Origin of the sequence: Sphingopyxis sp. CCNWLW2 (genome assembly GCF_037095755.1) — a bacterium.
In the GTDB taxonomy this organism is placed as follows: domain Bacteria; phylum Pseudomonadota; class Alphaproteobacteria; order Sphingomonadales; family Sphingomonadaceae; genus Sphingopyxis.
Map to the genome: position 1 here is coordinate 755,909 of NZ_JBAWKJ010000002.1, position 25,801 is coordinate 781,709.

The 25,801-nt window shown below is 65.5% G+C and carries 21 protein-coding genes; 10 read left to right on the plus strand and 11 right to left on the minus strand.

Annotation, left to right across the window (positions count from 1 at the left end; translation table 11 throughout):
* Nucleotides 1–3 precede the first annotated feature (3 nt).
* Nucleotides 4–888 (minus strand): LysR substrate-binding domain-containing protein, encoded by an 885-nt coding sequence (locus V8J55_RS14780; RefSeq protein WP_336446362.1) that lies wholly within the window; start codon nt 886–888, stop codon nt 4–6.
* A 22-nt stretch (nt 889–910) separates the two neighbouring features.
* On the opposite strand from V8J55_RS14780, the gene V8J55_RS14785 reads away from it, so the two are divergent.
* Nucleotides 911–2,884 carry a TonB-dependent siderophore receptor gene (locus V8J55_RS14785; protein ID WP_336446363.1) on the plus strand — a complete coding sequence of 658 codons (1,974 nt, stop codon included), beginning with the start codon at nt 911–913 and terminating at the stop codon, nt 2,882–2,884.
* 46 nt (nt 2,885–2,930) lie between these two features.
* Here V8J55_RS14785 and V8J55_RS14790 read toward each other — a convergent pair whose 3' ends face one another.
* Nucleotides 2,931–4,319: a helix-turn-helix domain-containing protein gene (locus tag V8J55_RS14790; protein ID WP_336446364.1), complete on the minus strand. Its 1,389-nt coding sequence runs from the start codon at nt 4,317–4,319 to the stop codon at nt 2,931–2,933.
* 139 nt (nt 4,320–4,458) lie between these two features.
* Between V8J55_RS14790 and V8J55_RS14795 the strand changes: the two genes are divergently transcribed.
* On the plus strand, nt 4,459–6,051 hold the full coding sequence (locus V8J55_RS14795) for an isocitrate lyase (protein WP_336446365.1): 1,593 nt from the start codon (nt 4,459–4,461) through the stop codon (nt 6,049–6,051).
* Nucleotides 6,052–6,193: 142 nt separating this feature from the next.
* Here the strand turns inward: V8J55_RS14795 and V8J55_RS14800 are convergent, their stop codons facing one another.
* Nucleotides 6,194–7,180 (minus strand): TerC/Alx family metal homeostasis membrane protein, encoded by a 987-nt coding sequence (locus V8J55_RS14800; protein ID WP_137887767.1) that lies wholly within the window; start codon nt 7,178–7,180, stop codon nt 6,194–6,196.
* 68 nt (nt 7,181–7,248) lie between these two features.
* A complete protein-coding gene (locus V8J55_RS14805; protein WP_336446367.1) occupies nt 7,249–7,455 on the minus strand; it encodes a hypothetical protein in 207 nt (68 codons plus the stop codon).
* A gap of 240 nt (nt 7,456–7,695) precedes the next feature.
* Here V8J55_RS14805 and V8J55_RS14810 point away from each other — a divergent pair, with 240 nt between their 5' ends.
* Nucleotides 7,696–8,460 carry a crotonase/enoyl-CoA hydratase family protein gene (locus tag V8J55_RS14810; protein ID WP_336446368.1) on the plus strand — a complete coding sequence of 255 codons (765 nt, stop codon included), beginning with the start codon at nt 7,696–7,698 and terminating at the stop codon, nt 8,458–8,460.
* 237 nt (nt 8,461–8,697) lie between these two features.
* Here V8J55_RS14810 and V8J55_RS14815 read toward each other — a convergent pair whose 3' ends face one another.
* From V8J55_RS14815 to V8J55_RS14835, 5 genes are all read right to left on the minus strand, one after another.
* Complete coding sequence (locus tag V8J55_RS14815) at nt 8,698–9,522, minus strand: helix-turn-helix domain-containing protein (protein WP_336446369.1); 825 nt, start codon at nt 9,520–9,522, stop codon at nt 8,698–8,700.
* A 110-nt stretch (nt 9,523–9,632) separates the two neighbouring features.
* A complete protein-coding gene (locus tag V8J55_RS14820; protein WP_336446370.1) occupies nt 9,633–10,946 on the minus strand; it encodes an amidohydrolase in 1,314 nt (437 codons plus the stop codon).
* Between the two features lie 22 nt (nt 10,947–10,968).
* The gene (locus tag V8J55_RS14825; RefSeq protein WP_336446371.1) at nt 10,969–11,616 is read right to left on the minus strand and encodes a DUF4893 domain-containing protein; all 648 of its coding nucleotides are present in this window, start codon (nt 11,614–11,616) and stop codon (nt 10,969–10,971) included.
* A 75-nt stretch (nt 11,617–11,691) separates the two neighbouring features.
* The gene (locus V8J55_RS14830) at nt 11,692–12,477 is read right to left on the minus strand and encodes a 3-hydroxybutyrate dehydrogenase (RefSeq protein WP_336446372.1); all 786 of its coding nucleotides are present in this window, start codon (nt 12,475–12,477) and stop codon (nt 11,692–11,694) included.
* Between the two features lie 39 nt (nt 12,478–12,516).
* Nucleotides 12,517–13,674 carry a patatin-like phospholipase family protein gene (locus V8J55_RS14835; protein WP_336446373.1) on the minus strand — a complete coding sequence of 386 codons (1,158 nt, stop codon included), beginning with the start codon at nt 13,672–13,674 and terminating at the stop codon, nt 12,517–12,519.
* A 151-nt stretch (nt 13,675–13,825) separates the two neighbouring features.
* On the opposite strand from V8J55_RS14835, the gene ypfJ reads away from it, so the two are divergent.
* Together ypfJ and V8J55_RS14845 are read left to right on the plus strand one after the other, a co-directional pair.
* A complete protein-coding gene (ypfJ, locus tag V8J55_RS14840) occupies nt 13,826–14,734 on the plus strand; it encodes a KPN_02809 family neutral zinc metallopeptidase (protein ID WP_336446374.1) in 909 nt (302 codons plus the stop codon).
* Nucleotides 14,716–15,990: an amidohydrolase family protein gene (locus V8J55_RS14845; RefSeq protein WP_443030833.1), complete on the plus strand. Its 1,275-nt coding sequence runs from the start codon at nt 14,716–14,718 to the stop codon at nt 15,988–15,990. The genes ypfJ and V8J55_RS14845 overlap by 19 nt, the downstream gene beginning before the upstream one ends.
* On the opposite strand, the gene V8J55_RS14850 is transcribed toward V8J55_RS14845, so the two are convergent.
* Nucleotides 15,987–16,922 (minus strand): HPP family protein, encoded by a 936-nt coding sequence (locus V8J55_RS14850; RefSeq protein WP_336446376.1) that lies wholly within the window; start codon nt 16,920–16,922, stop codon nt 15,987–15,989. The genes V8J55_RS14845 and V8J55_RS14850 overlap by 4 nt on opposite strands.
* On the opposite strand from V8J55_RS14850, the gene V8J55_RS14855 reads away from it, so the two are divergent.
* The 5 genes from V8J55_RS14855 to V8J55_RS14875 all read left to right on the plus strand — a co-directional run bounded on the left by V8J55_RS14855 (nt 16,911) and on the right by V8J55_RS14875 (nt 25,330).
* Complete coding sequence (locus V8J55_RS14855) at nt 16,911–18,977, plus strand: S9 family peptidase (RefSeq protein ID WP_336446377.1); 2,067 nt, start codon at nt 16,911–16,913, stop codon at nt 18,975–18,977. The genes V8J55_RS14850 and V8J55_RS14855 overlap by 12 nt on opposite strands.
* 216 nt (nt 18,978–19,193) lie before the next feature.
* Nucleotides 19,194–21,875, plus strand: a complete 2,682-nt coding sequence (locus tag V8J55_RS14860) for a valine--tRNA ligase (RefSeq protein WP_336446379.1) — start codon at nt 19,194–19,196, stop codon at nt 21,873–21,875.
* Nucleotides 21,872–23,329, plus strand: coding sequence for an MATE family efflux transporter (locus tag V8J55_RS14865; RefSeq protein WP_336446380.1), 1,458 nt, complete (start codon nt 21,872–21,874; stop codon nt 23,327–23,329). Before V8J55_RS14860 ends, V8J55_RS14865 begins: the two co-directional genes overlap by 4 nt.
* Before the next feature lie 95 nt (nt 23,330–23,424).
* Nucleotides 23,425–24,597 carry a sensor histidine kinase gene (locus tag V8J55_RS14870; protein WP_336446381.1) on the plus strand — a complete coding sequence of 391 codons (1,173 nt, stop codon included), beginning with the start codon at nt 23,425–23,427 and terminating at the stop codon, nt 24,595–24,597.
* A 1-nt stretch (nt 24,598) separates the two neighbouring features.
* Complete coding sequence (locus tag V8J55_RS14875; protein ID WP_037510520.1) at nt 24,599–25,330, plus strand: LytR/AlgR family response regulator transcription factor; 732 nt, start codon at nt 24,599–24,601, stop codon at nt 25,328–25,330.
* Between the two features lie 67 nt (nt 25,331–25,397).
* Here V8J55_RS14875 and V8J55_RS14880 read toward each other — a convergent pair whose 3' ends face one another.
* The gene (locus V8J55_RS14880; RefSeq protein WP_336446382.1) at nt 25,398–25,748 is read right to left on the minus strand and encodes a UrcA family protein; all 351 of its coding nucleotides are present in this window, start codon (nt 25,746–25,748) and stop codon (nt 25,398–25,400) included.
* Nucleotides 25,749–25,801: the final 53 nt, after the last annotated feature.

Consider the following 25,801-nt stretch of genomic DNA (forward strand, 5'->3'; position numbering starts at 1 on the left):
TCGTCAGTTTCCTGAATTGAGCTCCAGAAGCCGGCGCGCGACTTCAAGTACCGCCGTCCGGCTCTCGCCGCTGCGCATCCCGACGAAATGCGCGACGGGGTTGGGCTCGGCGCGCGGCGACACATAGGCGAGCCGCCCCGCCGCCACCGCCGCATCGGCGAGCGGGCAGCGGAGCAAGGCGACGCCCAGCCCCGCTTCGGCGGCGGTCAGCACCGTGTCATAATCCTCGAACCGCCGGTCCTGCCAGCGCGGGCGATAACGCACCCCGGCACTGCCCAGCCAGGCGCGCCAGTGCGCCATGTCCGAATCGTGGAGTAGCGGCCGCCCGAGCAGCGCCGCGGCGTCGGCATCCTCGCCGAGCTGCGCCGCCAGTGCCGGTGCCGCCGCAGGGCGCAGCGTCTCGCGGAACAGGAGCTGGCTGTCGAGCCCGTCCCATAGCCCGCGGCCATAGCGGATCACGACATCGGCTTCCTGCGCATTCAGATCGCTCGGGCGATGGTCCATCGAGACCTCGACATGGATATCCCCGCGCTCGAGCTCGGCGAGCCGCGGCAGCAGCCACAATCGCGCGAACGCCGGCACCACCGCCAGCCGCACCGTCGGCTTGCCGCGCCGCGGCCGCCACTGGTCGGCGCTGCGCGACAGGAGGCCGAGCGCCTGCCGCGCCTCGACGGCGAAGCGCTGTCCCGCCGGGGTCAGCCGCACCCCGCGCCCGTGCCGCTCGAACAGGCCGGTGCCGAGCCACGCCTCCAGCGCGGCGATCCGCCGGCTGACCGAGCCGTGGGTGATGCCGAGCATGTCGGCAGCCGCGGTGAAGGAACCCGCCTCGGCGGCGGCCAGCATCGCATTGAGACCGTCGAGCGGCGGCAGCGTATCAGAGCTGTGCATATCATGCACAGGAAACACGCGAATGGTGCGATATGTCAATGGTGTCCGTCGTGGCAACTTCAGCGGCATGATACGAAAACTCCTGTCCGTCCGCGCTTTCGCTACGTGTTCCGCCCTCCTCGCGCTCGTCTCGCCCGCGCTCGCGCAGCGCGTCGACGAAAATGCCGCACTCGATGCCGAGGATGCCTTCGGGTCGAACATCGGCGGCGAAGGACTTGGCATCTACACCCCGTCCGATGTGCGCGGCTTCTCCCCCACCGATGCCGGCAACGTCCGGATCGAAGGACTCTATATCGACCGCCAGACCGAGCTCACCAGCCGCCTCGTCGCAGGCAACCGCATCCGCATCGGCCCCTCGGCACTCGGCTACGCCTTCCCCGCGCCCTCGGGCATCGCCGACTATCGCATCCGCGCCGCCGAAGCCGATGCGGTGCTCAGCATCGCGGCGAAGGGCGACAGCTTCGGCGGCTGGCTGGTCGAGGCCGATGCGCTTCTTCCCCTCGCCGGGCGCGCGCTCGGGGTCGCGGCCGGCGCCGGCTTCTATCGCAACCAATATGCCTACCGGAACAGCAACGACGTACTCTCTACCTCGCTGTCGCTCGTCTGGCGGCCGGACGACAGCACCGAGATCAAGCCCTTCTGGAGCCGCGTCGGGGTCGACGACGAGGAAGCCTATCCGCTCGTGATCGGCGACGGACAAAAGCTGCCCGCGCGCATGGCGCGCCGCCGCTTCCTCGGCCAGGACTGGGCCGATTTCGAGGTCGAGCGCGTGACCTGGGGCGGCGTCGGGCGCACCCGGCTCGGCGAGTTCACGCTGCGCGGCGGCATCTTCCGTTCGGCCAATATCACCACCGAAGGGCATACGCTGCTGCTCGACGCCGCGCCGCCCGGAACGCTCGCCGCCCGCTCGGTCATCGCCGGTCCGCGCCGTTCGAATGCGTCGACGAGCGGCGAAATCAATATCGCGCGGCCCTTCGCCACGGGCCGCGTGCGTCACGAACTGCTCTTCGCGATGCGCGCGCGTTCGCAGCAACGCCTCTATGGCGGTTCGGATCGGCAATCGCTCGCTCCCGCGCCCTTCGACGAAGGGCTGGCTGTCCCTCGCCCAACCTTCGCCTTCGGCCCCCGTACCGAGGACCGCGTCCGGCAATGGACGGCGGGCATTGCCTGGCAGGTGCGCCTCGACGGGGTCGGCCGCATCAATCTCGGCCTCCAGCGCAGCGATTATCGCAAGCGCGTCACCGCCCCCGCGGGCCCGCTGCCCGAATCGCGCGCGAAGCCATGGCTGTTCAATGTCGCCGCCGAGGTCGAGCTGACGCCGCGCCTCGCGCTGTATGGCGGGATGACGCGCGGGCTGGAGGAAAGCGACGTGGCCCCCGAAATCGCGGTCAACCGCGACGAGGCGCCGCCCGCGATCCGGACGCGGCAAATCGATGCCGGGCTGCGCTGGCGCGCCGGGTCGCTGACGCTTATCGCCGGCGGGTTCGAAATCGAGAAACCCTATTACGGCCTCGACCGCGCCAACATCTTCCGCCGCCTCGGCACCGTAACCCATCGCGGGATCGAAGCGTCGCTCAGCGGATCGCCCGCCGAGGGCCTGACGCTCGTCGCCGGCGGCGTGCTGCTCGACGCGCGGCTTGCGGGAGAAGAGGTCGCGGGCGGCAGCATTGGCCGGCGTCCGATCGGCACCCCGTCGCGCAGCCTCGTCGGCAATATCGACTGGCGGCTTCCCGGCCTCCCCGCCCTGTCGCTCGACCTCGCCGTCGAGCACAGCGGCGGGCGCCACGGCGATGCCGCCAACCGCGTGCGCATCCCGGCGCGAACGACGGGCGACATCGGCGCGCGCTACCGCTTCCGGCTGGGCGACCTGCCCGCGGTCCTGCGCGTGCAGGCAACGAACCTCTTCGACAGCTACGGCTGGGACGTCGAGGGCAACAATGCCTTCGTCTATACGCCGTCGCGCCAGATCCTCGCCCGCATCGCCGTCGATATCTAGGAATTCCCGGCCCGGTAACCGCCACTTAGGGTCAGGACCCCAAGCCTCAGTCCCCGGCGAAATCGAACGCGCTCACCCCGCGTTCGCCCTCACGGAAACGCAGCGGACGCCCCAGCGGCGGCATCGACCGCTGGACGCAGCCGGTGCGCGTGCAGCGGCGGCAGCCGAGCCCGATCGGCGTCGCTCGCTCACGCATCAAGTCGATCCCGCGCGCCGCGATCAGCGGCGCCGCGACCTTGGCATCGACCCCAACGCAGACGGCGAAACGCGCGGGTGTCCCGCTTCCGGTCGCGCCGGGCGCGGCGACCGAACGCGACTGGGTGAACCAGCGCGAGCCGTCTTCGAGTTCGACCAGATCGGCAACCACCTCGCCCGGCCGTGCGAAGGCTTCGTGGACGCCCCACAAGGGGCAGCGCGCGTCGCCGTCGACGAGCGGCGACTGGCTCGCCCCTGCATAGCGCTTGCTCCCCAGCCCCGCGCGGTCGATACGCAGCATGAAGAAGGGCAGTCCGCGCGCGCCGACGCGTTGGAGCGTTGTCAGCCGGTGCGCGACCTGCTCATAACCCGCGCCGAACCGGCGCTGGAGCAGCAGCAGATCATAGCCCGTCGCGTCGCACGCCCGCAGAAAGCGGCTGTACGGCATCATCAGCGCCGCGGCGAAATAGTGGATCAGGTGGCGCTCGAACAATCGCGCGGCGGCGCTCTCGGCGAACTCCGCCCCCACGACGAGCGCGTCGATCTCGGCCTTCGCCTCGATCTGCGCCAGCGTCGCCGCCGCCTGAAACGTCCGCGACGCGGGGCGCAGCAGCTCGTTCAGCATCAATTGCCGCGCGTGCCAGTCGAGCCAGCGCAGCCGGTCGGGCATCACGTCGCTCGGCAGGATCCGGATGCCAAGCTGGTGCCGCGTGCGCAAACGCTCGGAAATCGTACCGTAAAGATCGCCGCCCGCGAGCCGCAGTTCATCCGCCAATTCCTCGGCGCGCGCATCGAGATCGGGAAAATGGTTGCGCCATTTCTCGATCGCGCGGCGCACCGCATCGACTTCGGGCGCTTCGGCGAGCGCGGGCGCCGCCGCTTCGCCCGCCGCATCGAAGAGCCGGGCAAAGGCTGCGGCGGTCGCAGGCGCACTCTGCACCCATTCCTCGACCTCCTGCGTTCCGATACCGAGGTCGGCGAAGCGCGGGTCGGCGAGCCGCCGCCGCAGCCCGGCGAGCCCCCCGGGCAAGTCTTCGGCGCTGAGCTTTGCCGCATCGAACCCGAAGCGTTCGGCCAACTTCACAATCACCGTGGCGCTGAGCGGCCGCTGGCCATGCTCGATCAGGTTGAGATAGCTCGGCGAAATATCGAGCGCCTCTGCCATCGCAGCTTGGGTCATCCCCGCCTCGCGGCGCACCTTGCGCACCGCCGGCCCCGCAAACACCCGCCGCTCCGCCATCGCCTGTAACTTTCTTTACTAATTTACACGCTATTTTACACCTATCAGGCATATTTCACAAATATTATTGACAAAGCTTTTCACTTTCGGCGGCAGTTTCGCCACCTTCCACCCATCACCTCCGCACAAGGATACGACGATGGGTTATCAGGAAGACATGGCGCAGGCAGGCCGCCTCATCCGCGACTACGACGGCACGTGGGACGGCATCAGCGGCGAAAGCATCGCCCGCATGCGCGCCCAGAACAAGTTCCGCACCGGCCTCGACGTCGCGCGCTACACCGCGCGCATCATGCGCGCCGATATGGCCGCCTATGACGCCGATCCCGCGAACTACACCCAGTCGCTTGGCTGCTGGCACGGCTTCATCGCGCAGCAGAAGATGATCTCGATCAAGAAGCATTTCGGCACCGTCAAGGGTCGCTACATCTATCTCTCGGGCTGGATGATCGCAGCGCTGCGCAGCGAGTTCGGCCCGCTGCCCGACCAGTCGATGCACGAAAAGACGAGCGTTCCGGCGCTGATCGAGGAAATCTACACCTTCCTCCGTCAGGCCGATGCCCGCGAACTCGGCGGCCTGTTCCGCGAACTCGACGCTGCACGCGCCGAGGGTGACGAACTGAAGGCGAAGCAGGTTCAGGCCGCGATCGACAACCATGAAACGCACGTCGTGCCGATCATCGCCGACATCGACGCGGGCTTCGGCAACGCCGAGGCGACGTACCTTCTCGCCAAGAAGATGATCGAAGCCGGCGCCTGCGCACTCCAGATCGAAAATCAGGTCTCGGACGAAAAGCAGTGCGGCCATCAGGACGGCAAAGTCACCGTGCCGCACGAGGACTTCATCGCGAAGATCCGCGCCTGCCGCTACGCCTTCATGGAACTCGGCGTCGAGGATGGCATCATCGTCACGCGCACCGACAGCCTCGGCGCCGGCCTGACCAAGCAGATCGCCTTCTCGAAAGAACCCGGCGACCTCGGCGACCAGTATAACAGCTATCTCGATTGCGAAGAGGTCGAAGGCGCGGGCAACCCCGGCGACGTCCTGATCAACCGCGACGGCAAGCTGATGCGTCCGAAGCGCCTGCCCTCGAACCTCTATCAGTTCCGTTCGGGAACCGGCGAAGATCGCTGCGTTATGGATTGCATCGCCAGCTTGCAGAACGGCGCCGACCTGCTGTGGATCGAAACCGAAAAGCCGCACATCGAACAGATCGCCGGCATGGTCGACCGCATCCGCGAAGTCGTCCCCAATGCGAAGCTCGCGTACAATAATTCGCCGAGCTTCAACTGGACGCTGAACTTCCGCCAGCAGGTGTTCGACGCGTGGGAAAAGGACGGCAAGGACGTCAGCGCCTATGACCGCGCCAAGCTGATGAGCGTCGATTATGACGGCACCCCGCTCGGCGACGAAGCCGACAACCGCATCCGTACCTTCCAGCGCGATTCGGCGAAGCGCGCGGGCATCTTCCATCACCTGATCACGCTGCCGACCTATCACACCGCGGCGCTGTCGACCGACAATCTCGCCAAGGAATATTTCGGTGACGAGGCAATGCTGGGTTACGTCAAGGGCGTCCAGCGCGCCGAGATCCGCCAGGGCATCGCCTGCGTGAAGCACCAGAATATGTCGGGCAGCGACATCGGCGACGATCATAAGGAATATTTCGCCGGCGAAGCGGCCCTCAAGGCCGCGGGCAAGGATAACACGATGAATCAATTCGCCGCGTAACGAGTTAGACGCGGGGGCCCGTTGCAACCCCCGCGTCGCCCATCTTGGCGCGGGGGCCAGCGACCCGACCCCCGTGCCTCCCGAGCTTTCCTGGGGAGGAAAGCCTGTCCGTCGGAAGCCCTTGTGCTTCCGGCGGACATTTTTATTGCGGCAATGCGGCTTCTTCCTCGCGCGTCTTGACGAGCGACCAGATGATGCCGCCCGCGATCAGCGCGACCGTCACGCCAAGGCTGACGAGCGGCGGGAACTTCGCCCCGTCCAGCACAAAGTCGGCGACGAAGATCTTCGATCCGATGAAGATGAGCACCAGCGCGAGCGCATATTTGAGATAGTGGAAACGGTGCACCATCGCCGACAGCGCGAAATAGAGCGCGCGCAGGCCCAGGATCGCCATGATGTTCGACGTGTAGACGATGAAAGTGTCGGTGGTGATCGCAAAGATCGCCGGCACGCTGTCGACCGCGAACACGAGGTCGGCGAGGTTGATCACCACGAGCGCGAGGAACAGCGGCGTCGCGGCGAGCACGATCTTGCCGGTCTTCGTATCGGGCACGCGCACGAAGAATTTTTCGCCGTGCAGTTCGTCGGTGATCGGCATCCGGCGTGACAGCCATTTGACGACCGGATTGCCCTTCACATCCATCGGCTTTTCGCTCGCGAACAGCATCTTCACGCCGGTGAACACGAGGAACGCGGCGAAGATATAGAGCAGCCAGCCATATTCGGTCACGAGCGCCGCACCGCCCGCGATCATGATGCCGCGCAGCACGATGACCGCGACGATGCCCCAAAGGAGCGCGCGATACTGGTAGCGCGGCGGGATCGCGAAGGTCGTGAAGATCAGCGAGATGACGAAGATATTGTCGATCGACAGCGCCTTCTCGATGAAGAAGCCGGTGTAATATTGCAGGCCGGCCTCGCCGCCCTTCGCGGCCCAGACCCACGCGCCGAACGCGGTCGCGATACCGATGTAGAGCGCCGAGAGCTTGAGGCTCTCGCCGATCCCCATCTCCTTGTTTTCCTTGTTGAGGATGCCAAGGTCGAAGGCGGTGAGCGCGATAACGAGCGCGATGAACGACAGCCAGAACCAGGCCGGGGTGCCCAGCCAGTCGGCAAACAGAAATTCCATGGTGATTTCCCTGGATATGCCGAGCGCGCCGCCTTTCGGCAGCGTGCTCGGTCCTTAGTTATGATGGATTAGCGCGCGAGCACCGGGCGCAACGCGGGCCGCCCCAAAGAAGCCAGGGTCAGCGCGGCAAGCCGTCCCTTCACCGCGAGCTTCAGCGTTTTCAGGCGCAGCAGGCGGAACGGATCGGCGCCGCGCCGGCGCACCTCGCGGCGTTCGGCATCGTCGAGCTGGCGATGCAGCACGGTCAGGCGATAAAGATTGGGATTCAAAGTCATAAAGGGCCTCCTGATTGAGAAATCAAGCAGGTGACGCCGATGCCGGGACCCCGGAAACAGGGGGGAGATAGGGCCAGAGCATCGGAGTCACCCGATGCGGTCCGACATCACGTGGCGGGATATATCCCGCCGACGCCAGAGGGGCCCGGCCCGCATGTCATTTATTTAGGGTGTCGCCCCGCCGCTTGCAAGTCCCCTCGCCTCCCGCCACGCTGCAAGCAACGCAGGAGGAGTGTTCGAATGAGCGTGCTTGTCGATAAGGATGGACCCGTCACGATCGTCACCATCGACCGTCCCGCGCGCCGCAACGCCGTCGATCCCGATACGGCGATTGCCCTGCGCAATGCCTTTTCGGCCTTCGCCGCCGACAATGACGCGCGGGTCGCGATCCTGACCGGCAGCGAGGGGCATTTCTGCGCGGGATTCGACCTCAATGCGGTCGGCACGTCGCGCTACGACCCCGACGGCCCCGGCCCGATGGGGCCGACACGCATGCTGCTCGAAAAGCCGGTGATCGCCGCGGTCGAAGGCCACGCCGTCGCCGGCGGGCTCGAACTCGCGCTCTGGTGCGACCTGCGCGTCGCAGCGGCGAGCGCGGTCTTCGGCGTCTATTGCCGCCGCTGGGGCGTGCCGCTGATCGACGGCGGCACCGTTCGCCTGCCGCGCATCGTCGGCCAGAGCCGCGCGCTCGACATGATCCTGACCGGTCGGCCGGTTGCCGCCGACGAGGCGCAGCGCATCGGCCTTGCCGACCGCGTCGTTGCCGACGGCCAGGCGCTTGCTGCCGCGATCGAGCTCGCGAAACAGATCGCCACCTTTCCGCAAATCTGCATGAACAGCGACCGGCTCAGCGCGTATCGCCAATGGGATTTCGACATCGAAGGCGCGCTTGCGCGCGAAGCGCACGCCGGGGTTGCCCCGCTACGCGAAGGCGCGGCGGCGGGAGCCAAACGCTTTACCGAAGGCGCCGGACGCGGCGGCAGCTTTGCCGCCTTCAAGGAATGATGATGGTCGCAGCGGTTCGTTCCAACATCGCGAAAAAGGACAAGGCAGCCCCCGGCGGCAAGTCCGGGGGCCGAAGGTTGGGAGGGGCGTTGTTGGTGCGCGTGCAACTTTGCAGATTGCGCAAGGCGTGAGGGCCGGCGTCTCGTGGCCACCGCAGGCATGACTCGGGCAAACCTGACCTCGGACGGTTTAGCTTGCTAGCTCCCTGTGAAGCCGGCGGTGGAAGCCGGGCCGCGATCAATCAATTCGATTAAAACGCGTCGTTTCCAATTTTTGCCGATTGTCGCTGGACCAAACAATCGTTTCGGTCATGGATTTCGAATCCTTGGTGACGGTATAGACTCGGGTTGACACCCGCGCGCCTGCCTTTCCGAGTGTCATCACCAATGTGTCCGGCGCCGGCTGACGCAGGGCAACACTATCGATGAAATCCATATTGCCGGTGATCGGTACGGGAACGCCGTCAAGAGCGGCAGTCGATTCTGAATGCCGGCTGGAGCCGTCCGGCGCGACGACTTCCACACGTGTCGTCCATTTACCGTCGTGCGATGGTTGGAAAGTCATCGTGACCCGTTGCGGGCGTTCCTTTTCCGGCATCTGCGATGCGTCCAGCGACCAGCTTCCGACCAGTGGCAGCTGCTTGGGTGCGGCGCTGTAAACGGCGTCCGGTGCCCCGACCTGATCGGCGGACGGTGCGGCTGCGACCATTAAACCAACGGCAGCCATGGGTATTGCGATGAGCATGACGATCATTCCTTTCGAACCGCGAACCCCGACGGTTGCGGTGTGCCCAAAGTCCTCCACGGCGGAGCGCTGTCTCGAAAGATCGATATTTTCGTCACAAGTTTTTTGGAGGTCCAGAAGGCGCGCCAATTCGCGGCTGCTGCCGACCCCCGTCTTACGGCGGGCAGAGCGCAAACGCTCATTAATTGACGTTTCCGAACGGCCCAGACGCGCTGCGATGGTCTTTACCGTATGTCCGGCGACCAACAGGCGAAGAATTTCCATTTCCCGGTCAGTGAGGCATGCGGACAAGCCGGGAGCAGGTTCGTTGAACGACATGCCCTTTGCTCACCACAGCCTCGCGAGCAGGTCCATCCCAATTTATTTGGAGAACGGCGGCGCGGCCAAGTAGATGCGGGGTTGGTGCCTCCCGCCGGGTTCCGCGCCTCCTACTTCTTCGCCATCAGCTTCATCGTCATCGCGGTCAGCGCCTCGGTCGCGGTCGAGATGACCGCGGGCGCGTCGGGCGCCCAGAACGGCGAGTGAAGGCTGGGCAAGGTCCGCCCTTCTTTCTTCGCCGCGTCATATTCGGCCTGCGGCACGCCGCCGACCCAGACGATCAGGCTCTTGATGCTCTTGTCTTCGCGCCAGAAGCGGCTGAAATCCTCGCCGCCCATCACCGGCGGCATCTGCACGACGCGATCGTTTCCGAAGCTCGTTTTCAGATAGGCCGCCATCTCCTCGGTGAATTCCGGGGTATTGAAGGTCGAAGGGGTATATTCATTCTTGTCGACGCTCACGACCGGCATCTTGTCGTCGGGCATTCCCGCGGCGATCGCTTCGCCCTTCGCGATGCGCGCGATGCCGTCGAGCAGGTGATCGCGCACTTCGTCGCTATAGCTGCGAACGGTAAGCTGGAGCTTCGCCTCGTCCGAAATGATATTGTGCTTCGCCCCGGCGTGGAAACTGCCGACGGTCACCACGGCGCTGTCGAGTGGGCTGATCTCGCGCGAGACGAGCGTCTGCAACGCGCCGACGATTCGGCTCGCGAGCACGATCGGATCTTTCGTCGTCTGCGGATAAGCGCCGTGACCGCCCACCCCCTTCACCGTGATGTCGACGCTGTCGACATTGGCGAGCGCATAGCCCGCCGTATAGCCGATCTTGCCCGCCGGGAACTGCGCGGCGTCGTGGAACGCCAGCACATATTGCGGTTTGGGAAAGCGCGTGTAGAGCCCGTCGGCGAGCATCATGCGCGCGCCCGCGCCGCGTTCCTCGGCGGGCTGGCCGATCATCACCAGCGTGCCCGACCATTTGGCCTTGTTCGCCGCCATCAGCCGCGCGACGCCGATCCATGCGGTCATATGCGTGTCGTGGCCGCACGCGTGCATGACGCCGGTTTCGACGCCTTCCTTCGTGGTCACGCGTATCTTCGACGCGCCGGGCAGCCCCGTCTGCTCGGTGACCGGCAGGCCATCCATGTCGGCGCGCACCAGCACCACCGGCCCTGGGCCATTTTCCATCACCGCGACGACGCCGGTGCCGCCGACCTTTTCGGTGACCTTATACCCCAGCTTGCGCGCTTCGGCGGCGAGGATGCCCGCCGACCGGACTTCCATGAAGCTCAGCTCGGGATTGGCGTGTAAATCCTTGTAGATCGCCATCAGCGACGGCATCTGCTTTTCGACCTCGCCGCCGAGCGTCTGCGCCGCTGCGGGCGCAGCCAGAGCCAGCGCCGCAGCGCTCATCCACAAAATTCGCATGCTAATTCCCTTGTTGTTCTTGTCAGCCCGCCGGGACCAGTTCGATCACGTCGAGCAAGGATTCATACGCCGGTGCGGGCAGCACGAGCCGCCAGCGATTGTCGCCGATCCGCTCGATCAGCCCCGCCATGTCGCGCATCCGGTCGCTGCCGTAGTTGACCGCCATCTTCTCGTCGCCAAGTTCGAGCGTGCCGAGGAAAATCTGGCGCTTCAGATTGTCGGGAAAGATCAACCCGACCGGCCGCTGCGATCCCGAAATCTTGGTCAGGCTCGACAACCCCTGTTCGAGCGTGACGCGGCACCGGAACCAGCCATAGCCGATATAGGCGAGGTCGCGGCGCCCCTGCGCGCCGACCTTGACCGTCCGGCACCGGTAATCGCCGGCGGGCAGATGCGGGTTGGGCAAGGCCGCCATCGGTTGCAGCAGCACGCCTTCGCGGTCGATATCGGCGCCGAAGCCTTTCGCGCGGGCGTCGGCTAGCGCCGTCTGCCAGCTGCTGTACCAGCCGCGAATGCGCTGCTTGTCGGCATCGGTCGCAGTCGCGCGCCAGCTTCCCGTTTCGTCCGGCGGCGCGTCGGCCGCCGATGGCGGCACCGGCGGCACGACGGTACGGCAAGCGCCCAAGGTGACGCCCAGCGCCACCGCCAAAACCCATATGGTGCGACCCATGATTCTCTTCTTCTCCCCGGCCCCTCTACCGTTAACCTTAGGAGGGCGAAGGAGATTGCTCAAGGGCGCAGCCGGTCAGGCGGCCGTCCAGCCGCCATCGACGCTGAGGTTCGCGCCGGTGATGTTGGCGGCCTCGTCGCGGGTCAGGAAGGATGCGATCGCCGCGACCTGCTCGACGGTGACGAACTGCTTGGTCGGCTGACCGGCCAGCAGCACGTCGTTGATCACCTGTTCGCGCGTCATGCCGCGCGCCTTCATCGTGTCGGGAATCTGGTTCTCGACGAGCGGCGTCCAGACATAGCCCGGGCTGATGCAATTCACGGTGATGCCGGCGTCGGCGACTTCGAGCGCGACGGTCTTAGTGAGGCCCGCAAGCCCGTGCTTCGCCGTGACATAGGCGGATTTGAACGGCGAGGCGACGAGCGAATGCGCCGACGCGGTGGCGATGATCCGTCCCCACTTCTTCTTGCGCATGACGGGTACGGCGTGACGGATCGTGTGGAAAGCCGCGGTCAGATTGAGCGCGATGATCATGTCCCATTTCTCAGGCGGGAAATCCTCGACCGGCGAGACGAACTGCATGCCCGCATTATTGACGAGAATATCGACGCCGCCGAAGTCCTTTTCGGCACGCTGGAACATCGCCTCGATCTGCTCGGGCTTCGTCAGGTCGGCGCCGTCATAGGCGGCCTTGCCGCCGCTGATCGCCTCCAGCCCCTTGCGTTCGGTTTCGACCGCGTCGGCATCGCCAAACCCGTTGATGACGATGTTCGCGCCTTCGGCTGCGAATGCCTTCGCAATCCCGAGTCCGATCCCGGACGTCGATCCGGTGACGAGGGCGGTCTTTCCTGTGAGGCGCATAAGATAGTCCTTTCGGTGGAGAGAGTAAGGGTCCGAACCCTAGGAAACGTCGGGTTCGGCCTTTGGTCGCAACGCATTCGATTGCACCGCGAAACTGTCCGACCGCCCTTCGGCGATGCTGTCGGCGAGCAGGTGACCGTCTTTCATCGCGGCCTCGACCGCATCGCGGCCGAGCGCCCAATTGACCTCCATCGTCGAGCGCGAAAATTCGAAATCGCGCGCGCCGGTCTGCCATGACGGCGGTTCATGGATCAACTGGACGACGTTGAGCGCCTTGCAGTCGACCATCTTGCGCACCGCCTTGACCTCGGACAGGTCGGCGAACTCGGGCGGCAATTTCTGCAGCATCCGGTCGATCAGCCGGTGCTCCTTGCGGCGCCGCACCAGCCCATCCGAAATGCGGCGCGTTCGGCTGGAAAAGCGAATGTCCTTTTCGCGCGACCAGGCCTCTTCCATGTCGTGCGGGCGATCGCCGCGCGCAGGGAACAGGTCGACCTGGAACACCAGCATATCCTCATTCGCCGCTTCGACGACATGTTCGAGCGGCGTGTTCGACACAAGACCGCCGTCCCAATACCATATCCCGTCGATCTCAACCGGCGGCAAGCCGGGCGGCAGCGCGCCCGAGGCAAGGATATGCCGCGCATCGAGCGTTTCGAGTTTCGTATCGAAATAGCGGAAATTGCCCGTCTCGACCGCAACGGCACCGACCGACAGCCGAACCTTGCCATTGTTCACCCGGTCCCAGTCAACCAGCCGGTCGAGTGTCTGGGCCAGCGGCGCGGTATCGTAGAAACTGACCGCTTCGGGCGTCTGCCGCGCGGCAAAGGCGGGCGGCGGGAAACGCGGAATGAAAAAGCCCGGCACACCAAAGGCCGCGACCTGCCCCGCCGCCGCCATATGCGTCCACTCGCGCGCCCAGTCGTTGTCGGCGGTCGGCAGCGAGGGCAGCGCCGACGACACACCCTCCCAGAATTCGCGCATCTTGCCCACGGCCTGATCGCGTTCGTTCCCCGCGATGATCGCGGCATTGACCGCACCGATCGAAATCCCCGCCACCCAGTCGAGCTCGATGCCAAGATCGATCAGCGCCTCATACACCCCCGCCTGAAACGCGCCGAGCGCGCCGCCGCCCTGCAGGACGAGCACGACGAGGTCGGGAAGCGGAAGCGCGGCGCGGGCGGCACGGCGTGGCATGGACTCGAGGATCCTTGTTTGGCGGGCGCGAGATTTGTGCACCGCAACACAGCCTATTGCAATGGCTCGATTATATGCGAAGCCCCTTCCAATTGCCCGGCGCTGCTGTAACACTTGCGCCGAGACGACCATTTACCGGTGGAGAAGCCCCATGCGCCTCGACGACTATGATCCCGGCGACGACATCCGTGACCTTGGCCGAGGCAGCGGCGGCGGTTTCGGCGGGGGCGGAGGCGGTGGTCTTGGCGGGCTTCTCATCGGATTCCTTCCGATGCTGCTCGGGCGCAAGATGGGTTGCGGCACGATCCTGCTCATCGGTGCGGCCGCCTTTTTCCTGCTCGGCCCCGGCGCCAATATGCTCAGCAGCGGGAGCGGCACCGCCGATCCGGCCGTCGACAGCCGTGGCGGCACCAATGTCGCCTGCGATACGCAAAGCGAACGCTTCGCCTGCAACGTGTTCGGATCGACGCATACCGTGTGGGAGGGTCTTATCACCGGCTATCGCAAGCCGACGCTCAATTTCTTCACCGAATCCAACCGGTCGGGCTGCGGCGCCGCGCAGGCGGCGATGGGCCCCTTCTATTGCCCTGCCGATCAGGGCGTCTATCTCGACACCAGCTTCTTCCGCGAACTCGAACAGCGTTTCGGCGCGGCAGGCGACGCGGCGCAAGCCTATGTGATCGCGCACGAGGTCGGTCATCATATCCAGACGATCAGCGGCATTTCGGATCAGGTCCGCCGCGCGCAACAGCGCGCATCGCAGGCCGAGGGCAATGCGTTGCAGGTCCGCATGGAACTGCAGGCTGATTGCTACGCCGGCGTGTGGGCCGCACGCGCGAAGACCAGCGCCGGCCAGCCGGTCATGGAAGTGGGCGATATGGAAGAGGCGATGCGCGCCGCCAATGCGATCGGCGACGACACGCTGATGCGCTCGGCGGGCCAGCGGCCGGTGCCCGAAAGCTTTACCCACGGCACCAGCGAACAGCGCATGAGCTGGCTGCGCCGCGGCCTGCAATCGGGGGACCCACGCCAGTGCGACGCATTCGGCACGGCCGGCTGATCGCAGCGCTGGCGGCGGCGCTCGTCGCGGCGCCCGCATCGGCCGAAACGCTTTATATCGAAACGGGGCGGCTGATCGACGGCCTCTCGAACGAGGTCCGCACCGGCCATTGCATCACCGTCGAGGCCGAGCGTATCAAGGCGGTCGCCACGTGCGGAAAGGCGCCCGACGGCGCGAGGGTGATCGACTGGTCGGGCTTCACCGTGCTTCCCGGCCTGATCGACCTCCACACCCACCTTGCCGACCTTGGCCAGAGCGCCGACCTTGCAGCGCCGATGAAGGCGTCGCCCGCCGAAACCGCGCTCGTCGGTGCGCGCAACGCGCGGGTCACGCTGGGCGCGGGTTTCACCAGCGTGCGCGACGTCGGCACCTATCGCGGGCTTACCGATGTGACGCTGCGCAATGCGATCGAGCGCGGCGACGTGCCCGGGCCGCGCATGTGGGTCGCGGGCGCCTATTTAACGATCCCGAAGGGCGGCGGCGAGCTGAACGGCGTGGTTCCGAACGAGCAATTGCCGCCCGACATGCGGCTCGGCGTCGCCGCGACGCCTGAGGAGGCGGCGGCGAAGACGACCTACCTGCTCGATCATGGCGCCGACTTCATCAAGACGATCGCGACCGGCGCGGTGCTCGCGATCGGCACCGAACCCGGTGCGCCCGAACTGACGATCGAGCAGCTGCGCGCGATCGTGAAGGTCGCGCATGCCCGCGGCAAGAAGGTCACCGCGCACGCGCATGGTGCGATCGGCATCCAGAATGCGGTCAACGCGGGGGTCGACAGTATCGAGCATGCCAGCCTTGCCGACGAGACGACGCTGCGGCTTGCGAAAAAGCACGGCACCTGGCTCGCGATGGACATCTACAACGGCACCTACATCGACGAGGTCGGCACGAAAGAAGGCTGGCCCGAGGAATATCTACGCAAGAACCGCGAAACGACCGATGCGCAGCGCGCCGCCTTCCACCGCGCGGTCGAGCTGGGCGTCAACATTGGCTACGCCACCGACGCCGGCGTCTATCCGCACGGGCTCAACGCCCGGCAATTCGCGAACATGGTCAAATATGGGATGACGCCGATGCAGGCGATCCAGTCGGCGACCGGGCGCGCCGCAATCGAAATGGGCCGCGACGACGTTGGCGCCATCGTTCCGGGCCGCTATGCCGATTTCGTCGCGGTAAAGGCCGATCCGCTCGCCGATATCACCGTGCTCGAAAAGATCGACCATGTGATGAAGGGCGGCGTGATCGTCCGTTAGGAACCGACCTTTTCGCGCTTCCGCTTTTTCGCTTTTTCCGCCGCCAACTTGCTGCCCGCCAGGGCAAGCTGCGCCTTGGCGACGCGTTCAGCGGCATGCGCCTCGGCGCGCGCCAGCAGCAGCGCGAGGTCCTCGCGGCTGATATCGAATGTCTCGCCCAGATCGGCAAGCGCGCCGTCGATATCGTCCATCAACAGCCCAACCGGCTCCTGCGGAACCGCCTTCCCGTCGACGGGCCGCGCGCGATGCGGATAGCTGTGCCCCGAAAAACGATGAAACAGCATGCCGATCGCGACAAGGATCAGCGAATTGATGAGCACGGGCACGAGGAAGTCGGCGACATGCCCCGAAAAGCTCTGCCAGCCGAGAACCGCGCTGAGCGCGACCGCACCGCCCGGAGGATGCAGACAGCGCGCGAGCGACATCACCAAGATGGCGGTCGAGACAGCCAGCGCGGCCGCGAAGGCGGGCTCGCCGATCGCCTGTGCCACGACCACGCCGAAAATGCCGGAAATGACGTTGCCGCCGACGATCGACCAAGGCTGGGCAAGCGGGCTCGCGGGCACGGCGAACAGCAGCACCGCCGACGCGCCGATCGGTGCGATGATCCACGGCATCGTGGCCGGGAACATCGCCGCGCAGATCAGGCCGGCGAGGCTGATACCGACAAGTGCGCCGACGCTGGCGACCACCCGGTCGCGCAGGCTCGCGCCCGCCAGCAGCGGTAAAAAAATCCGACTCGAATCCGGCTTCGCCACAGATATCTCCTTGCAGGCGGCCCGATGGCGCATCGGGCGTCGCGGCGCCAGAGAGGTTTGATTTATTATCGCCAAGCCCCGATTTTCAGCGGCAGCGGGGAATCGAGGCGATCGCGGTCGGTTCATCCTTGAACCCGCGCGGCGCATCGCTAAACCGCTTTCATGCGAAACCACATCCTGTCCAGCGCGATTGCGCTCGCCGCCGCTCTCTCCACCCCCGCTTTCGCCCGGCCGATGACCGAGCTCGATCTTGCGACCTTGAAGCGCGTCGCCGCGCCGACCGCATCGCCCGATGGCCGCTGGGTCGTGTTCCAGATGACCGAGACCGAGGCTGCGACCTACAAGCGCTCGACCGGGCTATGGCTCGTCGACCGCAATGCGAAGGACGCAAAGCCTGTCGCCATCGCCGACACCGCGGGCAAGAACGAAACCGCTCCCGCCTTCGACAAGGACGGCATCCTCTATTTCCTCTCGAACGCCTCGGGCAAGGATCAGGTGTGGCGCATCGATCCGAAAGCGGGCGCCGCCGCGACGCAGGTGACCGATACCAAAGCCGATGTTTCGGGCTTCAAGATTTCTCCCGACGGCGCGAAGCTGCTCGCGTGGGGCGACATCGCGAAGGAATGCACCGACTTCGGCTGCGACGCCAAGGACAAGGGCGCGCTTCCCGGCCCGGGCACCGGCCGCCTGTACAAGGATGGCGCAGGCTTCGTCCGCCACTGGGATCATTGGGAAACCCCGGGCACCTATAGCCGCCCGTTCATCTTCAACCTCACCAATGGCAAGGCGAGCGCCGCGCGCCCGGTCGACGCCGGCCTGATCGGCGACAGCCCGTCGAAGCCGTTCGGCGGCGGCGAGGAACTCGCATGGGGCGCCGACAGCCGCACCGTCTTTTTCACGCTGCGCAAGGCCGACCGGAACGAGCCGATGTCGACCAATCTCGACATCTATAGCTGGCTGGTCGACAGCCGGATGATGCCGAGGAACCTGACGCAGGACAATCAGGCGACCGACACCCTCCCGACCCCTTCGCCCGACGGCAAATGGCTCGCCTATGCCGCTATGGCGCGGCCGGGGTATGAGGCCGACCGGCAGGTGCTGATGCTCCGCAACCTCGAAAGCGGCGAGACGAAAAAGCTGACCGACGCATGGGACCGCTCGGTCGGCTCGATCGTTTGGGCACCCGACGGCAAGTCGCTTTATGTCACCGCGCAGGACACGCTCGAACATCCGGTGTTCCGCGTCGACGCCGCGACGGGCAAGGTCGAGAAGCTGAAGGCGACGACCGAAGCCTTCGAAGGCAATATCGGCGACGTCACCGCGCTTCCCGGCGGCGCCCTCCTCTATTCGCGCAACAGCGCGCTCGCACCGACCGACCTTTTCGTTCGCGATGCCAAGGGCAAGGTGAAGCCGATCACCGCGGTCAACGCCGCGGCGCTCGCGCAGTTTGACCCGGTCGAGCTCGACCGCGTCCAGTTCGCCGGCGCGAACGGCGACAAGGTGTGGGGGATGATCGTCAAGCCGGTCAGCCCGGTCCAGAAGCTGCCGGTGGCCTTCATTGTCCATGGCGGGCCGCAGTCGAGCTTCGGCAACAGCTGGTCGACGCGCTGGAACCCGCGCGTTTTTGCACAGCAGGGCTATGGCGTCGTCACCATCGATTTCCACGGCTCGACGGGTTACGGTCAGGCCTTCACCGACAGCATCAACAAGGATTGGGGCGGCAAGCCGCTCGAGGATCTGAAGCTCGGCCTGGCCGCCGCGGGCAAGCAGGATGCGCAGCTCGACCTCAATAACACCTGCGCGCTCGGCGCCTCCTATGGCGGTTATATGATGAACTGGATCGCCGGCCAGTGGACCGACGGCTTCAAATGCCTCGTCCAGCACGACGGCGTGTTCGATCTGCGCGCGATGGCGTTCGAGACCGAGGAATTGTGGTTCGACGAATGGGATCATGGCGGCCCCTGGTGGGAACGCACCGATCCCGAAAAGTGGAATCCGGTCAATCATGTGACCAAGTGGAAGACCCCGATGCTGGTGATCACCAGCGAAAAGGATTTCCGCATCCCCTACAGCCAGGGCCTCGCCGCCTTCACCGCGCTCCAGCGCCGCAATATCCCGTCGGAACTGCTCGTCTTCCCCGACGAGAATCACTGGGTGCTGAAGGGCGCGAACAGCGTCCAGTGGCACCAGACGGTGTTCAACTGGCTGGGCAGCCATTTGAAGAAATAGAACCCTCCCAACCCGCTCGCGGTAAAAATCGACGGTGTCCCCGCGAAGGCGGGGACCCATCGCCCGTCGGTTCGAAATAGCACCCACCGGAGATGGACTCCCGCCTTCGCGGGAGCACACGGCTTTTCAATTCGAGTAACGCACGACGCGAACGGGCATAGGTTGGACCGATCCCCCCTTGCCGCCTCGCCCCCCGGCTGGCAAAGGCGCCCGGCTATGCCGATGGAAAAAACGTTCGATCCCGCCGCTATCGAGGCGAAATGGGCCCATGAATGGGAAAGCCGCGGGCTGTTTCGCCCCGCGCGTCCCGACGCAACACCCTTCACGATCGTCAACCCGCCGCCGAACGTCACCGGCGCGCTCCATATCGGCCATGCCCTCGACAACACGTTGCAGGACGTGCTCGTCCGTTACGAGCGGCTGCGCGGCAAGGATGCTTTGTGGGTCGTCGGCATGGACCATGCCGGCATCGCGACGCAGATGGTCGTCGAACGCCAGCTTGAGCAACAGCAGGACAAGCGCACCAACTACAGCCGCGAAGATTTCATCGACAAGGTTTGGCAGTGGAAGGCCGAAAGCGGGGGCCAGATCACCGGCCAGCTCCGCCGCCTCGGCTGCTCGATGGACTGGAGCCGCGAGCAGTTCACGATGGACCCGCATTTCACCGCCGCGGTGGTCAAGGTGTTCGTCGACCTTCACAAAAAGGGGCTGATCTACCGCGACAAGCGGCTCGTGAACTGGGATCCGAAGCTCAAGACCGCGATTTCGGACCTCGAGGTCGAGACGCACGAGATTCAGGGCGGCTTCTGGCACTTCAAATATCCGCTCGCCGACGGCGTGAAACTCGATGACGGTCGCGATTTTATCGTCGTCGCGACGACGCGCCCCGAAACGATGCTCGCCGACATGGCGGTCGCGGTGCACCCCGACGATCCGCGCTACAAGAGCGTGATCGGCAAGGATATTCTCCAGCCGATCACCGGCCGCCGCTTCAAGATCGTTCCCGACGAACATGCCGACCCCGAGCTGGGTTCGGGCGCGGTGAAGATCACCCCGGGGCACGACTTCAACGACTTCGACGTTGGCAAGCGCGCGGGTTTCAAGGCCGGCGAGATGCTCAACATGCTCGACGGCGACGCGAACGTGATCCAGACCGCCGACGGGCTGATCCCGGCCGAATATCTGGGGCTCCATCGCTTCAAGCGTGATGGCGTCGAAGGTGCGCGCGAACTCGTCGTGACCCGCATGAAGGAAGCAGGCTTCCTGATCCCGCATATCGACAAGGACGGCGGCGAGCATGACGCCGAGCCGCGCACGATCCAGACCCCCTTCGGCGATCGCGGCGGCGTGGTGATCGAGCCCTGGCTAACCGACCAATGGTATGTCGACGCCGAAACGCTCGCGCAGCCGCCGATGGCGGCGGTGCGCGACGGGCGCATAAACATCGTCCCCAAGACGTGGGAAAAGACCTTCTTCAACTGGATGGAGAATATCCAGCCCTGGTGTGTCTCGCGCCAGCTCTGGTGGGGCCACCGGATTCCGGCATGGTACGCCGAGGATGGCAGCATCTTCGTTGCAGAGACCGAAGAAGAAGCACAGGCCGAGGCTGGCGCTGGCGTTGCGCTCACCCGCGACGAGGACGTCCTCGACACCTGGTTCTCCTCCGCCCTCTGGCCCTTCGCCACCCTCGGCTGGCCCGAGAACACCGAACTCCTGAAGCGCCACTATCCCAACGACGTGCTGATCTCGGGCTTCGACATCCTCTTCTTCTGGGATGCGCGCATGGCGATGCAGGGGATGGAGTTCATGGGCGACGTGCCGTGGAAGACGCTTTACCTCCACGGCCTCGTCCGCGCGCCCGATGGCGCGAAGATGTCGAAGTCGAAGGGCAATGTCGTCGATCCGCTCGGCCTGATCGACCAGTACGGCGCCGACGCGCTGCGCTTCTTCATGTCGGCGATGGAAAGCCAGGGCCGCGACATCAAGATGGATGACGCGCGCCTCGCGGGTTATCGCAATTTCGCGACCAAGCTGTGGAACGCCGCGCGCTTCTGCGAAGCCAATGGCATTTCGGCCTCGGCCAACTTCGAAGCGCCCGCCGCGACGCTGCCGGTCAACCGCTGGATCATCGGCGAAGTCGCCGCGACCGTCGCCGCAATGGAAACAGCCTTCGCCGCGTACCGTTTCGACGAGGCCGCCAACGCGATCTACAGCTTTGCGTGGGACCGTTTCTGCGACTGGTATCTCGAACTGATCAAGGGCGCGATCGACGACGAGACGAAGGCCGTCGCGGGCTGGGTGCTCGACCAGATCCTCGTCATGCTCCACCCCTTCATGCCCTTCATCACCGAAGAGCTGTGGACGGGCCTTGGCGACCGCGCCGATTATCCGCTCATCACCGCGAAATGGCCTGAGCCGAACGCGGCGCGCGATGCCGACGCCGGCGCCGACATCGACTGGCTGATCAAGCTCGTCAGCGAACTGCGCACCGCCAAGGCCGAACTCGGCCTGCCTCCGGGCGCGCGGCTGACCGCGCATTTCCCGGCGTCGCTCAAGCCCCGCACCGACAAGCTCGCGGCGCAGCTCGACCGCCTTGCACGTCTCGAGAGCGTAAGCTTCGATCCCGCTCCGGCAGGCGCCTCGGCGCAGCTCGTTGTGGAGGGCGAAACGATCACCGTTCCGCTCGAAGGCGTGATCGACATCGCCGCCGAACGTGACCGGCTGAACAAGGCGCTCGCCGCTGCGGCGAAGGAGCGCGATGGCCTCGCGGGCCGCCTGAACAACCCGTCGTTCGTCGAGCGCGCCAAGCCCGAAGCGGTCGAAAAGGCGCGCGCCGACCATGCCGCCAAGGAAGCCGAGGCCGACCGCCTGACCGCCGCACTGGCACGGCTGGGTTGAGCGAAGAGGCGCCCGTCACGCCGACCCCGGTCGCCGCGGCGGCCGACCCCGCCGCAGGGCCGATCCCGCCGCGCCAGACCGCGCGCGACGGGCGGATGGACCTGACCCACGGGCCGATCACCAAGACGCTGATCCTCTTCGCGCTGCCGACGCTCGCGTCGAACATCCTCCAGACGCTGTCGGGCTCGGTGAACGCGATCTGGGTCGGGCAGTTCCTCGGCGAAAGCGCGCTCGCGGCGACCGCCAATGCGAACATCATCATGTTCCTGATGTTCGGCGCCTTCTTCGGCTTCGGCATGGCGGCGACGGTGCTGATCGGCCAGTCGATGGGCCGCGGCGACATCGACGCCGCGCGCCGCGCGACCGGGGGCGTGATCGGCCTTGCGCTGATCTTCGCGGTCGTCATCGCGATCATCGGCTGGTTTGCGTCGGACCAGATTTTACGCTGGCTCGAAACCCCGACCGAAGCCTTTGCACTCGCGCATGATTATCTGCGTGTCACCTTCCTCGCCGTGCCCGCCAGCATGCTCAGCGTGACGCTGATGATGGCCTCGCGCGGCGCGGGCGACGCGGTGACGCCGCTCCGCTTTATGATCCTTGCGGTCGTGCTCGACATCGTCTTCAACCCCGTTCTGATCCTCGGCCTCGGCCCCTTTCCGCGCCTTGGCATTGCGGGCAGCGCGCTGGCCACGGCCGTCGCGGGGGCGATCAGCCTCGCGGGCATGATCGGATGGTTCTACGTCAAGAACCACGTGCTGCGCCTGCGCGGGCATGAACTGTCCTATCTCCTTCCCAAATGGTCCGAACTGCGTTTCATCATCGGCCGTGGGCTGCCGATGGGCGCGCAGATGCTGGTAATCTCGGGCGCCGGGCTCGTCATGGTCGGGCTCGTCAACCGCGAGGGGCTCGTCACCGCGGCCGCTTATGGCGCAACGCTCCAGCTGTGGAACTATATCCAGATGCCCGCGCTCGCGGTCGGCGCCGCGGTCAGCTCGATGGCCGCGCAAAACATCGGCGCCGGGCGCTGGGACCGCGTATCGAGCGTCACGAACAGCGGCATCGCGATCAACCTTGCGATGACCGGCGCGCTGATCGCTCTCCTCCTGATCTTCGACCGCGCCGCGCTCGCGCTCTTCCTCGGCAGCGAAAGCCCGGCGATCGAGGTGTCGCGCAATATCCAGCTGATCGCGACCTGGACCTTCCTGCCCTTCGGCACGACGATCGTGCTGATCAGCACGCTGCGGGCCAATGGCTCGGTCGTGCCGCCGCTCGTCATCCTGTTCCTGTCGATGTTCCCGATCCGCCTTGGTATCTATTATTTCGGTTATCCGGCGATCGGCAGCGACATCCTCTGGTGGAGCTTTCCGCTCTCGTCCCTCGCCTCGCTGGCGATGGCGTGGGCGATCTACCGGCGCGGCAACTGGCGCCGCGCACTGCCGCAACCGGCCGGCTAACCGGCCTTCGGCTTTCGACCAAGGTGCGCAGAGCTTCGACTGGCGGCCCGGTGCCCGCTAGCCATCGGTCGGCTTTTGGCGCTAAAGCCAGCATAATGAATATCTCAAACCGCAAGGATGCGCTGCGCGATCAGCGCGCGAAAATGTTGGCGGCGGCGCCCGACTGGCGCGCCTCCGACGCCCGCGTGAACCCCCGGGTCGCGATCGGATCGATCATTGCCATGTGGGCGATCTATTTCCTGATCACCTCGGTACTCGCGATGCTGACCGGCGTGCCCGAGCAATGGCCGTCCGCCGGCCGCCGCGCGATCGTCGTTGTCGCCGGTATCCTGTGCACCTTTGTCCTCTATCAGCTGCTCCAGCGCGCCCAGCCTCAGAGTTTCGGCGCCCGGCTGGCGGCCGCCTTTGGTGCCGCGGTTCCGCTCGTGATCATCTATGCGACGGTCAATCTGCTGGTTTTCTATTATTGGTTCCCGGTCTCCGACAGCGCGAAGATCGTCGAGGAAATGCAGTCGAAATACTCGGTCGCGTGGGAAACGATGCTGATCCTCGACAGCTCGATCCGCTGGTATTTCTTCTTCGCCGTCTGGGCCGCGCTCTATGTCGCGTTCGGCTATGCGAACGAGATGCGCGCGCTCGAACGCCGCGCCAATCATTTCCGCATGGAGGCACAGACCGCGCAGCTCCGCGCGCTGCATTACCAGGTCAATCCGCATTTCCTGTTCAACACGCTCAATTCGCTGTCGACCCTCGTGCTCAAGGGATCGAAGAGCGAGGCCGAGACGATGATCATGAATCTCGCCTCCTTCCTCCGCTCAAGCCTTGCCGTCGATCCCGAACAGCTCGTCAGCCTCGACGAGGAAATCGCGCTCCAGCGCCTCTATCTCGACATCGAACAGACGCGGTTCCCCGACCGGCTGCAGGTCGAAGTCGACATGCCGAAAGAGCTGGAAAACGCCTGCGTTCCCGTGCTGATCCTGCAACCGATCATCGAGAATGCGATCAAATATGGCGTCGCGCCGAGCAAGGGAAAGATCGCGGTCCGCCTCACCGCCAGCGCCGAATATGGCCTGCTGGTGCTGCGCATCGAAAACGACATCGATCCGAAAGCTCCCGCCCCAGCCTCGGGAACCGGCCTCGGCCTCGGCAATGTCCGCGAAAGGCTGTTGACGCGTTATGGCCCCAGCGCCGGATGCGAATGGGGTCCTTCGGAAAGCGGCGGCTTCGTCGTTTCGCTCTGGTTGCCGCTGGCACGGGAGGCATGCTGAAATGCTACAGACACTTCGCACCCTGATCGTCGATGACGAACCGCTGGCAATCGAACGATTGCAGATATTGACCGGACAGCAGGACGGCGTCTCGCTCGTCGGCACCGCGAGCGACGGCGCTTCGGCGCTCCGCATGGTCGATGCGCTCGCGCCCGACCTTGTGCTCTGCGACATCGCGATGCCCGATCTCAACGGGCTGGAGGTCGCCGCCGCGATCGAGGGGCTCGACAATCCCCCCGCAGTCGTCTTCGTCACCGCCTTCGATCGTTATGCGGTGGCGGCGTTCGACGTGGCCGCGGTCGACTATCTGCTCAAACCCGTGTCGCCCGACCGCCTGGCCCGCGCGCTGTCGCGCGTGCGCGAATGGCGCGCGACCGAGCGCGCGCCGGCGCAAAAAAGCCGATGGATCAATGAATTCTGGGTCCAGAACCGCGGCGAGATGCTTCGCATCGATGCCGGACAGGTCGATCTGATCGAGGCCGAGCGCGACTATATGCGCCTGCATGTCGGCGGCCGCAGCTGGCTGATCCATCAGACGATCAAGTCGCTGGAAGCGCGCATGAACCCCGATCAGTTCATGCGCATCCACCGGTCGAAAATGATCCGCCGCGAAGGCATCGTCGGATTGAAGCATCATGGCGACGGCGCGTGGAGCGTCGACCTGGGCGAAGGCGGCGTCCACCGCATCGGCCGCACCTATCTCCACGATGTAAAGGCGATCATGCACGCCTGAACAAAAAAGCGGTCATGCCACAGGGGCACGACCGCCTTTTTTTGGGATTTACATACGGCGGGGTTCGTCAGGGCGCGGCGGCGATGACGATCCGGCCGCGATCAGCCAGGCGGGCGCTTTCGCCGTTGAACAGGCCGGCCAGTTTAACATCGGCGTCGGCCATCGCGCTATCCCTGCAGCGATTGGCCACGGCACGTTCGCGAAGGCCCTGCCGGGAATGCACCCGGATGCCGCACACTTTCTGGACGGCATATTTGACGCGGGTGGTCAGCCGCTCGCGGCCGTCGGCGCTCGACAGATTCAGGTCGTCATAACGCACGACCGCGGTGTACCGCTCGCCATCGTCTTCGGCGGCGGCAGGAACCGAAAAGCCGGCCAGCGCGACCGGCGCTGCCAACAGGAAAGAAAATTTCGCCATGGGGGAGTCCTCTCTTCAAAAGGATGCGGGATACCGGTTGGCGGACCGGGGAG